The sequence below is a fragment of the Photorhabdus luminescens subsp. luminescens genome, assembly GCF_001083805.1.
Classification (GTDB): Bacteria; Pseudomonadota; Gammaproteobacteria; order Enterobacterales; family Enterobacteriaceae; genus Photorhabdus; species Photorhabdus luminescens.
The window spans coordinates 945,149-960,084 of record NZ_JXSK01000001.1 but is presented as its reverse complement, the minus strand read 5'-3'; the positions used below and the strand labels follow the sequence as shown (position 1 = coordinate 960,084).

The following is a 14,936-nucleotide window of genomic DNA, read 5'->3' as shown; positions in this document are numbered from 1 at the left end:
AGGTGCGGGAAGGAGAATGATTTGTGAAAAATCCTTAAGTTATAATTATTATTTTATCGTTATATACAGAATGATATATTGAATAAAGGTATCAATTGACTTTTTCTTTTGCGAATAGGTAATGTAATCAGTATTGATGACAAACAGTAATAGATTTATTATTATGATAATGATTGGTTTTTATTTTTATAAATGTTAATTTTGTGTGAATGGTATTGGCAATATCTTTATATCGATATGAAATATAAGTGATTTTATTGATTTTTATCATTGCATTTATGTGGTTGAATAACTCATAGTAATTAACAGGATATAGAGTATACCCTATGGATTTCAAGATGCATCGCGGCGGCAAGGGAGTGAATCCCCGGGAGCATAGATAACTATGTGACCGGGGTGAGCGAGTGCAGCCAACAAAGAGGCAACTTGAAAGATGACGGGTATATACTAAATGTAGTAGTCTGGTTTGGTATGTAAATCTGGTTGGGTATGTAAATATAGGAGCGTGCGTATGTACAAAACTATTTTAGTACCGGTAGATATTTCAGAAGATGAACTAACGAGTAAAGCGGTTAAGCATGCACTGTCTTTAGCAAAAAAAACAGGTGCGAGGCTCCATATTCTTCATGTACTGCCAATTTCATCAGCGATTGTTAATGCCTATTCGTTGGGATACGATGAAATTAAGGATAAAGCGACAATTAAAGCCGAAGATGATTTGAAAGCGCTGCTTGATACCATCGATTTTCCTGATGACAGGTTATCCTATTCCATTGCATTTGGGTCGCCAAGAGATGAAATAACAGCAGCAGCGACAGAAATTAATGCTGATCTTATTGTTATTGGCTCCAGAAGGCCCAATATTACAACGCACTTATTAGGATCTAATGCATCAGGTGTTGTTAAATATTCGACAACATCTGTTTTGGTTATCAGATGAGGTGAAATGTAATGGAAGAGATTGGCTAGCCATCTTCGGATGGCTTGCTCGATTTACTATTTAGTTAACGCTGTGTCGCTGTATTTTTATTAAATATTTTCATTGAGATTGTATAAGTTTTTGTAAAATTGTTGAGGAGACAATAGTTATAGAAAAATTGACTGTCTCGGTTCTGAGTGATTAAAAATAGCTCTATACAGTAATTTATTTGATTTAGTTAAACAATTCACAACAAATAATGGAATATTTTATACCTAATAGATTTCGAGTTGCAGCGCGGCGGCAAGTGAGCGAATCCCCAGGAGCATAGATAACGATGTGACTGGGGTGAGTGAAAGCAGCCAACAAAGCAGCAGCTTGAAAGATGAGGGGTATATATACTCATTGAAGTAGGTAGAGTTAGGTTTGGTATATAAATATAGGAGTGCGTATGTACAAAACGATTTTAGTACCGGTGGATATTTCAGAGGATGAGTTGACCGATAAAGCGATTGCACATGCAGAGTATTTGGCGAAGTTATCTGATGCTAATATACATCTTTTCCATGCCGTTCCTGATATATCAAGATTTTCAATTAGTTATAGTTACCATTATGACTTGCTCAACTCTTTTGCTAAGAAGTCTCTTGCAAGATCAGAAGAGGAATTGGCAAAAGTGGCTGAGAAAATAGATTTGCCAAAAGAGCGAGTCTCTTTCTCCGTAGCCTTTGGATCACCGAGGGATAAAGTATTATCGACAGCAGATGAGATTAAAGCAGATTTAATTGTTGTTGGTTCCCGGCGGCCTAATATTTCCACCCATTTATTAGGTTCAAACGCTTCAGGGATTGTCGGATATGCGAATATTTCAGTTTTGGTAGTCAGATGAATGACTTGTTCCGTAGTGAAAAAAAACGGTTTCACATAGTACTCATTGTCTAATAGATATTGTGTTATTCAATACTGATGTGATAATCCGGTGCAGGTATCTTGCATCGGATTTTCCTATTTTTAAACAGGATATTGAACTTATTTTGGCGATAATTGATTTTAAGTTATCCATTTTTCACCGAAAAGTTGATCTGAACAGGATAGAAGGTGCATTAAATCCCGGTTTAAAGTGAATATCAAGTAAAGATGCCACAAGAATCAGAGACTTATACGGTTATAGTAAAAATAAGCATGATTTTAATTTATTGGCTATAGTTAATTTCAGCAAGGTAACTCGTTTTGAATAACTGGATGAGGACAAAATATGTTAAGAAAATTAGCAGCTGAATTACTTGGAACTTTTGTTCTAGTTTTTGGGGGATGTGGTAGTGTTGTATTCTCTGCTGCATTTCCTGAATTGGGGATTGGTTTTGTCGGTGTATCTTTGGCATTTGGTTTAACCGTATTGACGATGATATATGCGGTTGGGCATATTTCTGGCGGGCATTTTAATCCCGCTGTAACAATTGGTCTTTGGGTTGGTGGTCGTTTCAGGGCAGTAGACGTTATTCCTTATATTATTTCTCAAGTTATCGGTGGTATTCTTGCTGCGGCGGTACTGTATGTTATTGCCAGTGGGCAGGCGGGTTTTGATGCGACCACGAGTGGTTTTGCATCAAATGGTTTTGGTGAGCATTCACCGGGTGGATTTTCACTTCAATCAGCTATTGTAGCTGAAATTGTTTTAACGGCTATTTTCTTAATCGTCATTATTGGTGTGACAGATAGACGAGCGCCTCCGGGTTTTGCGCCATTAGCAATAGGTTTGGCGTTGGTTTTAATTAATTTGATTAGCATTCCTATTACTAACACGTCAGTCAATCCGGCACGAAGCACGGCTGTTGCTATATTCCAGAATACCTGGGCTTTAGAGCAGTTATGGTTTTTCTGGGTGATGCCAATTATTGGCGGGATTGTTGGAGGGGGAATTTACAGGCTATTTTTCGCTGAAAAACAATAAGTTTTACTAGTGAGTTACCTTGCTTAAGGCCATGCTATAGTGTGGTCTTTTTTGTCACTGTTATTTTTTCATCTGTTTTAATAAAGGTAGTAAACATTATCATGAAGATTTTCAGTGATAAATGGCAAAGATGAGGTAAGAGATGACAAATGCAAATAATTTGGGTGTGTTTTATTGCAATGTATTGGGTGATTTATTACTGCCAATGATACAAAAATAATTAAACCTATAAGTTATAAAATGAATTTCATTATTCTTTTCCTGAACTAGACTATAATTAGCGCCAATTGAGAGAGGCTATTTTTACGACCATTTAATATATTGATTGCTGAATGACATTATTGAATTTAAGAGGGGTGTATGAGCCAACAAAATGATTTTAAAGCCTTTTCTATTAGTGATAATGCTAATGTAGTAAGTCAAGAAAGATATGAAGAAAGTCAGAATTTACAGACGGGATTTCCACCCGAAAATATCTCTACTCATGTATTAAATAAGGTATTACGCCAATCCTCAACAATATCATCTGTTATGGCTAATTTTATTGCGACACAATCTGGTGATGATGTTTTGGATAATGGTGATATAGCTAAACTTACTGTGCAATTCAATAGAGCTTTAGAGCAAAAAGTTTCAAGTATTTCCAGCATGCCCGTTGGCTCTCCTATTCCCTGGCCGTTGTCCCATCCACCTGCTAGTTATTTCACTTGTAATGGTTCCGCTTTTAGTAGATCACAATATCCGAAGTTAGCAGAAGCTTATCCTGACGGTAGATTACCTGATTTAAGAGGCGAGTTTATTCGTGGCTGGGATGATGGGCGTGGTGTTGATAGTGGTCGTGGAATCTTAACTCATCAAGGGGATGCGATTAGGAATATTACTGGTAGTGTAAGTGGACGAACTGTATCCACCTCATCCCGTATGTTTAGTTATGCTGGTGGTGCTTTTTATACTTCTGTAACTAACCCCGGAAGTCATTTTAATGCTGGCGCTACATATAATTCTGTAGCCCAGGATCGATTTAGTCTACTAGAAATTGATGCTTCTCGCATTGTACCTACTGCGAATGAAAATCGCCCCCGTAATATCGCATTTAACTATATAGTAAAAGCAGAATAATATCGTAAAGGTAGAATAATAATGACACAAGAAAATATTTTAGATACTGAAACCGCTGTATTAGGTGAAGACGGATTAGCAACTCAAGCTGGCTGGATAAAAGTTTATCATGCTAATCCCTATTCGAGAGAATTCTCTGGCTCTGATTTAGAATATGTTGCGGAAGGCGTAGGTTTGTCAGCGCATTCTTATTTAGATGCGCCAAATCTGCCCGATTCTGATGATATGGCTGTGCGCCGCAGTGAGGACGGAAGTTATTGGGAAATTGTTCCTGACCACCGTGGAAAAATAGTTTACAACACGCAAGTGGGTGCACAGGAAGAAGTAGCTGCATTGGGTGAATTACCAGAAACATTAACATTCGAGCAACCGTCCACCGATTTTGATAAATGGGATGGTGAAAAATGGGTAACGGATTTTGAAGCTCAAAAAGTCAATCAAATTGAGCAGGCAGAACAACAACGTGCTATTTTTCGTCGGCAAGCTGATGACGCTATCACTGTATTGCAATATGCGGTTGAAACTGAAATGGCATCGGAAGCGGAAAAAACTTTATTGCTAGATTGGAAAAAGTATTTGGTATTACTGCGTCGGATTGATGTTTCATCGGCGCCAGAGATTAATTGGCCGGAAAAGCCGCAAGAATAATATCATTAAAGTTTTATAATTCTTAAATATTAACGAAGCGCTGGTTTTTAATCAGTGCTTTGATTGGAAAAAATTCGTATAAAAGTTCATATAAAAATGAACTCTGATTCGTAAAGTTGATTTGGTTATCGACTTTAAATTTATTTTTACTAAAAGTGGAGGGCGGTCAGTAAGGATATTTTTATTGTTTTTCAGAATTAGACTATAACTGATGTAAATTATGGAGAATTATTTCTAATAATTCGATTTATTGACTGTAAATAAATATCATTCAATTTGGGGAAGGTATATGAGTAAAAATGATTTTAAAGCTTTTTCTTCGAGTAATAATGCTAATGTAGTGAGTCAAGAAAGATATGAAGAGAGTAGGGATTTGCTGAGTGGGTTTCCACCAAATGATGTTCCGACTCATTTGTTAAATAAAGTATTACGCCAATCGTCAACCATAGCCTCTGTCGTAGCTAATTTTATTGTGACGCAATCTAGTAATGATGTTTTGGATGATGGCGATATAGCTAAACTTACTGCGCAATTAAATAGGGCATTGGAACAAAAAATCACAGCAGGAATTCCCAATGCTTCATTAACGCAAAAGGGTATTGTTCAACTGACCAATGAGATGGGTAATAATAACACACTGGCTGTGACACAGAAGCTGGCTCAGGAAATAGTCAATTCATTGCGTGAAAATATTAATGCCAGAGTACCTAATAGCCGGAAAATAAACGGTAAGCCGTTGACTGGGGATATTAATCTGACTGCGGGAGATGTGGGTGCGGTACTAACTAATGATGCAATGTATTCAATGAATCTTGATCGTTTAGATGGCAGGGAGAATCTATACAATGGTTGTGCCGGGTTTAGGCCGAATGCGCCGTTCCTCACCCAACATGGGTTGCCATCTGATCGTTTTGGAGTTCAGCTAAGATTTAGCAATATAAATGGTCCATCAAGTGAAGGGATAGATCAAGTATGGAGTCATAGGCTAATTTTTGTTCATGGAAGAGATACATACCGTACAGATCATATAAACTTAGATTATAAAATTACGCGTAAATTCTGGGATGATCATAATGCTAGCCCGGATGCTAACGGATTCCTTAAAACAGCTTCTCCGGTAATAGAAATCTACCCTGATGGCACATTCTCGACTAATGAAGAATCAGAGGGTGCAGAAGTGATAAAAGAGGGAACCGGCGTATATCGTATATTAAATATCTTGGGTTATAACGCTGATGGTGCTTGGGGTGTGCATGGAGGCATTTCTGTTCCCTGCGACAACAATAATCTCGAACTGATTTTTGTTGATGATCAGGTTCAACCTGACGGCTCTATTGTCATTAAGACTTTCCATCGCCAACATGCGCATTTACCTGAGAGATTCCAAAATTGGCGACTCAAATCTATAGATGACAATGGCAACAAGATCTTCTATCAAGATGGGGAATCCTGTGATATTCCCGATTCTTGCCGTTTAGATATTCGGGTCCAAATGCCAGAAGATTCACTCTGGAATTTGAATCGAAAGAAGTTACAAGAAGAAATGGAACAGGAAGAAATATAAAGTACCAGCGCTTTTGGTCATAAATTGTAGTAATACGGGGCCGTATATCGGCCCTGTAACTTATTGGAATAACGACCCTCTTGTGATATCTCAATCTGTTTATTGAATAGTCTTTCTTCTTAAAAGGAGTGCTAAGAAGAAATGCAAAGAAACAATGTTTGTCTTATAGGTCGATTATGAGGCAACATAAAAGTGTAAAATCAGAATGATATTTTTGCATAAGTAGGGTTTATCATTGAAACGTAAAGTTATTTTTTGGACAATTCATATTGGGTGTTTTAGTTTAATTGCTCCTTTATCTTCTTTTGCCGCTCCGTCTACCTTTGAACAAGCTAAAGTTGAATTGCGTAAACGCATTTACCATGATCAATTTAAGTCTGAGACCGGGACATTTTATTGTGGTTGTCATTGGCAATGGACAGGTAAGAGCGGTGGGCGTGCAATTCTCTCTTCGTGTGGTTATCAAGTCAGATCACAACAGAATCGTGCTGAACGAATCGAATGGGAACATATTGTTCCTGCCTGGGTTTTTGGTCATCAGCGGCAATGTTGGCAAAATGGCGGGAGGAAAAATTGTGTCGCTTCCGATCCGGTTTTCAGGGCGATGGAATCTGATATGCATAATTTGGCGCCATCAATTGGCGAGGTTAATGGCGATCGCAGTAATTTCAGTTATGGAATGTTACCGAAAAATATGCCGAATGATTATGGTCATTGTACCAGTAGAGTCGATTTTAAATCTCGCACGTTCGAGCCAAGAAATGAAGTAAAAGGGCAGGTCGCTCGGATCAATTTTTATATGCATGATCGTTACAATCTTTCCATGTCCCGTCAACAACAGCAATTATTTATCGCTTGGGATCGTCAATATCCACCGAGTAAATGGGAGCGGGAGAGAGATAACCGCATTGCCGGTATTATGGGGCATCATAATCCTTTTGTTACCGGTGAACAGAAATGGCAATTGTGGCATAAAAACTCAGCGGCGGGCATTCCCAAAACTGGGCAGAGAAAAGGGCAGAGAAATAGTCAAACAGATACCCAGAAACAACGGGGATTATCTGGAGCCTCTTCTACAGGATTAATTAAAGGGAATAACAACAGCAAAATCTATCATTTTTCTCATTGTTCAGGTTATAAGGTGATTCAGGAGAAGAATGCGGTCTATTTTAAAACAGAAGGTGAAGCAAAAAATGCGGGCTTTCGATTGGCTGGAAACTGTAAGGGTACTTAACAAAATAGATAATTAACTATTTTCTCTGTTGTCATCAATAATCATATTGTTGCCATCCGGTGGAGAAGAGCGCTTGTAGATAGTAACTTCTTTGCTGGATGGTAACTGAATGGATCAATACCATAGTAGCCAAATCAATAATGGTTACTATGGTGTTAAGTAATTAGTGGTGTTAAGTCATTAGCTTATATTAATGAATACTTATCACTGTAAATATTAAGTCATATTATTAAATGAATTAAACTTATCGCAAAAATAGATAAACAATACTGTCGATTATTTTTAATCGAGAGTTTCTGGCTTGTTTGCCATAACTTGGAAATTGTCATTATACTGTCATAATGATTCGTTAGTTTTCACTAAATAGAAATAATGGTGAGTAACGTTAATGATTGATATTCCGATGATATGCGAACCTGTGGGAATATCAAAGTCATTAATATCTGTGACGGTTCTACCACCGTTTTTCTATGGGGCTAAATAAGCGAAAAGGAGGCGCCTATCTATTTGAAATAACGTATACCCAATGGATTTCAAGATGCATCTTGAAAGATAACGGGTGTAGTGATTATATCGGTGATATGACACCGTATGGGTGAAAACAACGATAAGGTGATACTGCTATGAATAGACAGAAAGCAGTGATTAAATCACGTCGAGAGGCAAAGCGGATGATGAAAAGGGATTTGCGTCATCATCAGTGTTATCAGGATGATAATGTGACCTCTCTGGTGCAACTCGGTGGCGTAGAAGCTATTGGAATGGCACGTGATAACCGGGATACTTCGGAAATTTTGCCACGGACTGAAACGCAACGGCGTTATATGCGCGCAATAAACTATAAGAAACTGATTATTGCCAGTGGGGAGGCGGGCTGCGGTAAAACGTTTATCAGTGCGGCAATGGCTGCGGGTGCATTGATTAATAAGGAAATTGATAGGATTATCGTCACCCGTCCTGTATTACAGGCAGATGAGGATCTCGGCTTTTTGCCCGGAGATATGGCTGAAAAATTTGCCCCTTATTTCCGGCCGGTTTATGACGTTTTATTAAAACGCATGGGAGCATCGTTTCTGCAATATTGCTTACGGCCTGAAATTGGCAAAGTGGAAATTGCGCCTTTCGCCTATATGCGAGGCAGGACATTTGAAAATGCATTTGTAATTCTGGATGAAGCTCAGAATGTAACGATTAATCAGATGAAAATGTTTCTGACTCGGCTTGGAGAAAATGTGACTGTGATTGTCAATGGTGATATAAGTCAATGTGATTTGCCGGTTGGCGTCGTATCAGGATTGCGTGATGCACTGGAAAGATTTTCAGATGATGAAATCGTCAGTGTTATCCATTTTAATCAAGAGGATTGCGTTCGTTCTCAACTGTGCCAGAAAACATTATTGGCTTATTGTGAATAAATTGCGGAAATACGCCGTTGAGGGCTTTTGCGAAAGCGCCTCACGGCGTAATCCTTAGCATATTCGCTGATTATTCGGTAGATTTTAGATCTCTATTTTCATTTTTTGATTCTGGATAAACTTATTTGTGATTAGTTATTATATTGAAAGCGTATTTAATCTGACAGACATCTATATAAATAACCGGTAACTGTCAGATCTGGTCTGAGCTAGTACATCTAATAGCTAACAGTCAATGATTTTTACAGAAAACTCTGATAACGCTACTTTATTTTCCAGTAATCAATAGAATCTCTATTTAAATCAATTCTGCCATCAGGATATTCAACTCTTGAGGGTTCTTTACCCGGTGGGATAATAATTTTAGGCATCTTGGTTTCATCCAGCTTAGGTTTAAAGGTGATTTTCCATTCCGCTCCTGGAATTAATTTCAACCGAAAAGGAAACGAATCTACCTTGCCTTGTAAGGAAACTCTGTTTGGACGCCCTTCAACCATTTTTAAGACAGGGTAAATAACCGGCCTGTAATCTATAGTATTCAATGCGCGAGTCTCAGAGGCTTCAGAGTAATTTTCTCGTTCAGCATCGTTGATAAATGCAGTTAGTCCTGTCCCTGTATAGGGAATAGCATCTTTCACCAGGTGACTTACATCAGTATAACTTACTGATACATAAGCCCGATCAATTTTCCATTTACACCAACCTCCGCCACTAAAAGGCAATTTTGTTTGAAAATAACCTGTTTGGGGATCAGTGGTTACCTCTTGGTAAAGCACATTGTAAGTCGGTACCTTATGAGGTGTCATCGTCGCACTAAATTCATATTCAAGACAAGATTTTGAGATATATCTTGCTGCTACATACGGCTCGGTGTATTTCGGCATGACGCCTTCCACTGTGATCCACGGCCCCTTTCCCTTAGATGAAAAGGGAAATAGCCAGTTAAAAAAGGTATCTCCCATCGACCAGTAAATAAAAGACAGCAGTAATAATGACAGTGTGATTTTTAATATCCTCATGCTGAAAGTTCCTTACCATCGCAGTAGTACTGTAAAACCAGTTTCCCTTTTTCTTCTTGCTGACTGACGGTCAATGATTTTTATAGAAGACTCTGATAACGCTACTTTATTTTCCAGTAATCAATAGAGTCTCTGTTTAAATCAATTCTGCCATCAGGATATTCAACTCTTGAGGGTTCTTCACCTGGTGGGATAATAATTTTAGGCATCTTGGTTTCATCCAGCTTAGGTTTAAAGGTGATTTTCCATTCCGCTCCTGGAATTAATTTCAACCGAAAAGGAAACGAATCTACTACTCCCTGTAAGGATATATGTTTCGGAAATCCCTCCGTCAAATCTAAAACAGGGTAAATAACCGGCCTGTAATCTATAGTATTCAGTGCGCGAGTCTCAGAGGCTTCAGAGTAATTTTCTCGGTCAGCATCGTTGATAAAAGCGGTTAAACCTGTCCCCGAATAGGGTATAGCATCTTTCACCAAGTGACTGACATCGGTATAATTCGCCGATACATAAGCCCGCTCAATCTTCCATTTACACCAACCTCCACCACTAAAAGGCAATTTTGTCTGAAAATAACCTGTTTGGGGATCAGAGGTTACCTCTTGGTAAAGCACATTGTAGGTTGGTACCTTATGAGGTGTCATCGTCGCACTAAATTCATATTCAAGACAAGATTTTGAGATATATCTTGCTGCTACATACGGCTCGGTGTATTTCGGCATGACGCCTTCCACTGTGATCCACGGCCCCTTTCCCTTAGATGAAAAGGGAAATAGCCAGTTAAAAAAGGTATCTCCCATCGACCAGTAAATAAAAGACAGCAGTAATAATGACAGTGTGATTTTTAATATCCTCATGCTGAAAGTTCCTTACCATCGCAGTAGTACTGTAAAGCCAGTTTCCCTTTTTCTTCTTGCTGACTGACGGTCAATGATTTTTATAGAAGACTCTGATAACGTTACTTTATTTTCCAGTAGTCTATTGTTTGGCGATTAAGGTCAATTCGTCCATCAGGATATTCAACCCATTCTCCCTTACCGTTAGTAATAGTAATTTTGGGCATTTTGGTTTCATCCAGCTTAGGTTTAAAGGTGATTTTCCATTCCGCTCCTGGAATTAATTTCAGCCGAAAAGGAAATAAATCCACCTCACCCTGTAAGGAAATTCCGTCTGGATATCCCTCGAACATGTTTAAAACAGGATAAATAACCGGTCTGTAATCTATAGTATTCAATGCACGAGTTTCAGAGGCTTCAGAATAATTTGTTCGCGCTGCGTCATTGATAAAGGCTGCTAATCCTGTTCCTGAAGAGGGAACAGCATCTTTCACCAAGTGACTAACATCGGCATAACCCACTGCCACAGAGGCCCGATTAATTTTCCATTTACACCAGCCCCCACCATTAAAAGGCAACTTCACCTGAAAGTAACCGGTTTGTGAATCTGATTTCACATCTAGACGCAATCTATAATAAGTCGGCACTTTAAAAGGTGACATACCTGCATCAAACTGATATTTAAGACAGTTTTTTGATATATACTGTGCGGATACATAGGGTTTTGTGTATTTCGGCGCTATGCCTTCCACAGTAATTAACGGCTCCTTTCCGGCAGATGAAAAAGGAAAAAGCCAGTTAAAAAAGGTATCGCCAAATGCCCAGTAAATAAAATAGAGAAATAATAAGGACAGCGTTACTTTAAATATTTTCATACAGACAGTTCCTTCTTATCACAGTAATGTTGTAAGGCCAGTGTTCCTTGTTCTTCTTGCTGGCTTACAATCAGTGATTTTATTAACTGCTTATCCATATCCAGAAAATAGAGATTTCGGTAGTAAACATTGTCAGGGATAAGCATCTTATAACTATCCATTTTCGCCTTAAATTGACGTTGACTGTCCTGATAGGCCGTAATCTTATCCGGTTCACATAACTCTCTGAGGCGCTGGTCAATATACCCCGCATATTTATATGAGCTATGGTTAGAAAAACCGAATCCGCCTTTCAAATCAGCACTTCTGTTTTCAACAAACAGTTTGTCTTTTTCTTGTTGGCTGAGCTGATTAAACAAAGCATTTTGCTGCTCGCCGGCCAGAGAAAAATCCTTTTTTGTTTCCTGGTTCAATTCAGGAATTAAATAGAGCTTTGTAGTATTGCTCAATATTTCTTCGGCAATACCCGTTATAAGAGAGATATTCCGGGCGGAAATCAGCCATTCTGGGCAACTGTTGGCTTGAAAAAAATGAACCACTTTACCATGATGCAGATAAATTTCTTTACTGGCTGTCGCCTGCTTAATTGCCTGAATAATCGGTGAGGGTGACAATAATTTCATGATTTCCCAGTCATACCCCGCCAGCGTCCAGTAATTGAAAAAACCATTATCCATATCCTGCTCAAATGGTACAGAAGGAATTACATCATCTTCATTAACATGGCGATAGTGGATAATGGAGGACAATTCCTCTACTGCACTACGAGTTAATGTTCGCGGCATCCCGTAACTGTAGAGACAAGGATTGTGTTCTTTTAGTTGTGCGCTGTGCAATAATGCCAACGCACCTCCCAAACTATGGCCACAAATAAATAATCGCTTGTTTGTAACCAAACCGGCGATATTTCGAAACACTGTTTTAGTTTCAGTTTCATCACTGGGAACTTTTAACTTCCCAACCAGACTGAATGCCTCCCAAAACCCTTTATGCACTTTGCCATGATGAATAAACTCGCTGCACAACGCTTTGTCATCATCGCAGCTTAAAGCCAATGGCTGGAAGGTGGCATCAGTCAGGTAATTCTCCAGGCTAGCCGTTCCCCGCCAACTCACAATCACATCTTTCTTACTGGCAACATAAAACAGTTTGGTATCACTCTGCTTGTTGTCCCCCGCTTGTGAATCAATAAACTCCACCCGGGTATAACGTTCACTAAATGGCACATCGTAAACTACAGGCGTCGCCGATGCCTTTTCCATCTGATAAGGCAGCTTCGAGACATCCACCATTTGCCGGTTAAAAAAGTGAAGTACAGAGCCTTCAACATCAACATCCCCGCCAGCATAGGCCAGCACGCTCATCAAACACTGATTATAGGCATTAACAATGGAATACTCTTTCTGATGATGCAGTTGCAAAACCCATGCGCGAAAAGGACATACTTCCAGTACATACCGTCGATTTACCGGATAAACCTCATAGCCTTTTGGTTCCGGGTCTGGGAAATGATAGGGAGGTGGAATTTTTTTGGGATCATTCCAATCATTTAGCGCCGGCAACCCATCACTGATCTGCCCGATAGTCACATAGCGATATTGATGACCTTCCGCTTCTGCTTTTGGCTTCACTACTGAAAATTCCTCTCCCCGTTTTTCCCGCAACGAACGTTGTTCCATTTCATCGGCCAGCGGTTGGGCGCCGATATACAGGGTTACCGGATGGGGCGGCATATCTTCTTCCCTTAATAATCCATTACCATCGGTAACCCCTTTACGTCCTAGCCGAGGATTTCCACGGATTTTCAAACGATAAGGCATATTGACCAAGGGTTTTCCCTGTTCATCCACCAACTGAAATTCCAACCAGTTTTTCAGCATGTCTTTACAATCAAGACAATCGAGTGGGCTTAATTTGCTCATTGATACTCTTTCCTTACTATTAACGTTATATAGGCACGAGTCCGCATGTCATGGGTTGAAAGTCTCATAAGACTTCACCGTCCGGCTATCAATCACCTTCATTATCATGTTGATGAAATCAGCATAAATATCCCGTTTGGATAGCAGTAATTGATTTCGTCGCCAAAGAAATAAGAGAGTCAAAATCCTATTACCACAGATAAAAAACACCGCTTATGCCGTGAGTAATAGCGAGTTGAACAACAGGAATACAAAAATGTATTCCCATCAATTAATCCCTTTGAACAAAGGGAACAGGAGCTAGAATTTCCTTCATACTGTCCATATGATGGAACTTAAATTATGATTATTAAATCATCAGTAAATAGCAAGGAAAATTTTCATTTTTTTAATTTACGAAAAAATAATTTGTAAGAAAGTGTTACAAACTCAATAGAGATTGAGTTATCGTCAATCTCATTTCTTCGATTTTAAAAATCTCGTTTTAAGTGATCTTGTTGATAATATCAGTATCGCTGATTCCCTCATCCTCTGATTTCAATAGGAGAGGGGATCAAGCGAGTATAAATATGCAAGGCTGTTAATCGTCGCTATCCATCACTTCATGGCGCAGGACATGATAACCTTCCTCATCAAAGCCGTGCCTCCAGTAGGGAATAGCATATAGCTGGTGACGTTCATAGCCTTTTTCTCGGCGAATATAGCGACGAAGTTCTTTTACCAGCTTATCTTCACCGGCAAGCCAGAAAGTGACATCTTCTGTTGGTAATGACCAGGATTTGAATTCAGATACGATTGTGTCAGTTATTTCAACATCACCAGTGATCCAATGAACCGCTATTCCAGCCGGTTTTTTTAATTCCTGAATATCTTGCTCACTGTCGATACGAATAATCACTTGTCCAGTCGCATCTGGTTTTACGGTTTCCAGTAACGCGGCAATAGCCGGTAGGGAGCTTGGGTCGCCGGCCATATAATAATTGCTGACTTTTGGCAGTAATGGATCTGGGCCGCCGGGGTTAGTGATGCCGATCCAGTCACCGATTTTGGCTCGATAAGCAAATTCCACTGCCGGGCCGCCGTTGTGGTGTAGTGCAAATTCAATATCGATCTCTTTTTGTTCGGTACGGATGGCCCGAACCGAGTAAGTGCGAGTAATTGGACGCAGTTCACTCGGCGGCCATATCGGGCCTTCTGGGGATAAAGCAGGTAATACCGGTTTGGTCTGCCCCGGAAGCGGTAAGAATATCTTTAGGTGCCCACCTTCACATTCAGTGGGATAACTATCCAGACACTCGCTGGTGAAAGTAATGCTACGCATATTAGGTGTCACATCGAAAATGTTTTTTACCTGAACAAGCCTCGGTGGTGCAGGACGGTAAATATTTTTTTCTTCAATTATTCTATTAGTCACGTAAAATTCCTCTGGAAAAC

General features: G+C 39.4%; 13 protein-coding genes. 8 read left to right on the top strand and 5 right to left on the bottom strand.

Annotation, left to right across the window (positions count from 1 at the left end):
* Nucleotides 1–511: 511 nt before the first annotated feature.
* From TI10_RS03775 to phoH, 8 genes are all read left to right on the top strand, one after another.
* Entirely contained in the window at nucleotides 512–940 is a 429-nt protein-coding gene (locus tag TI10_RS03775; protein ID WP_049581862.1) for a universal stress protein, read from the top strand.
* A gap of 430 nt (nucleotides 941–1,370) precedes the next feature.
* Nucleotides 1,371–1,808 carry a universal stress protein gene (locus TI10_RS03770; protein WP_049581861.1) on the top strand — a complete coding sequence of 146 codons (438 nt, stop codon included), beginning with the start codon at nucleotides 1,371–1,373 and terminating at the stop codon, nucleotides 1,806–1,808.
* A 366-nt stretch (nucleotides 1,809–2,174) separates the two neighbouring features.
* The gene (aqpZ, locus tag TI10_RS03765; RefSeq protein ID WP_049581860.1) at nucleotides 2,175–2,870 is read left to right on the top strand and encodes an aquaporin Z; all 696 of its coding nucleotides are present in this window, start codon (nucleotides 2,175–2,177) and stop codon (nucleotides 2,868–2,870) included.
* A gap of 360 nt (nucleotides 2,871–3,230) precedes the next feature.
* Nucleotides 3,231–3,989, top strand: a complete 759-nt coding sequence (locus TI10_RS03760; RefSeq protein WP_049581859.1) for a phage tail protein — start codon at nucleotides 3,231–3,233, stop codon at nucleotides 3,987–3,989.
* Nucleotides 3,990–4,010: 21 nt separating this feature from the next.
* The gene (locus TI10_RS03755) at nucleotides 4,011–4,637 is read left to right on the top strand and encodes a tail fiber assembly protein (RefSeq protein WP_049581858.1); all 627 of its coding nucleotides are present in this window, start codon (nucleotides 4,011–4,013) and stop codon (nucleotides 4,635–4,637) included.
* A 289-nt stretch (nucleotides 4,638–4,926) separates the two neighbouring features.
* Nucleotides 4,927–6,201 carry a phage tail fiber protein gene (locus TI10_RS03750; protein WP_049581856.1) on the top strand — a complete coding sequence of 425 codons (1,275 nt, stop codon included), beginning with the start codon at nucleotides 4,927–4,929 and terminating at the stop codon, nucleotides 6,199–6,201.
* Between the two features lie 250 nt (nucleotides 6,202–6,451).
* Nucleotides 6,452–7,435 (top strand): endonuclease, encoded by a 984-nt coding sequence (locus TI10_RS03745; RefSeq protein WP_049582165.1) that lies wholly within the window; start codon nucleotides 6,452–6,454, stop codon nucleotides 7,433–7,435.
* A 623-nt stretch (nucleotides 7,436–8,058) separates the two neighbouring features.
* Nucleotides 8,059–8,850: a phosphate starvation-inducible protein PhoH gene (phoH, locus tag TI10_RS03740; RefSeq protein WP_049581855.1), complete on the top strand. Its 792-nt coding sequence runs from the start codon at nucleotides 8,059–8,061 to the stop codon at nucleotides 8,848–8,850.
* Nucleotides 8,851–9,113: 263 nt separating this feature from the next.
* On the opposite strand, the gene TI10_RS03735 is transcribed toward phoH, so the two are convergent.
* From TI10_RS03735 to TI10_RS03715, 5 genes are all read right to left on the bottom strand, one after another.
* Entirely contained in the window at nucleotides 9,114–9,869 is a 756-nt protein-coding gene (locus TI10_RS03735) for a hypothetical protein (protein ID WP_049581853.1), read from the bottom strand.
* Between the two features lie 101 nt (nucleotides 9,870–9,970).
* On the bottom strand, nucleotides 9,971–10,726 hold the full coding sequence (locus TI10_RS03730; RefSeq protein WP_049581852.1) for a hypothetical protein: 756 nt from the start codon (nucleotides 10,724–10,726) through the stop codon (nucleotides 9,971–9,973).
* A 101-nt stretch (nucleotides 10,727–10,827) separates the two neighbouring features.
* Complete coding sequence (locus TI10_RS03725; protein WP_049581850.1) at nucleotides 10,828–11,580, bottom strand: hypothetical protein; 753 nt, start codon at nucleotides 11,578–11,580, stop codon at nucleotides 10,828–10,830.
* Nucleotides 11,577–13,502 carry a lipase family protein gene (locus TI10_RS03720; protein ID WP_049581849.1) on the bottom strand — a complete coding sequence of 642 codons (1,926 nt, stop codon included), beginning with the start codon at nucleotides 13,500–13,502 and terminating at the stop codon, nucleotides 11,577–11,579. The genes TI10_RS03725 and TI10_RS03720 overlap by 4 nt, the downstream gene beginning before the upstream one ends.
* A 580-nt stretch (nucleotides 13,503–14,082) precedes the next feature.
* A complete protein-coding gene (locus tag TI10_RS03715) occupies nucleotides 14,083–14,916 on the bottom strand; it encodes a siderophore-interacting protein (RefSeq protein WP_049581848.1) in 834 nt (277 codons plus the stop codon).
* Between the last annotated feature and the right edge of the window lie 20 nt (nucleotides 14,917–14,936).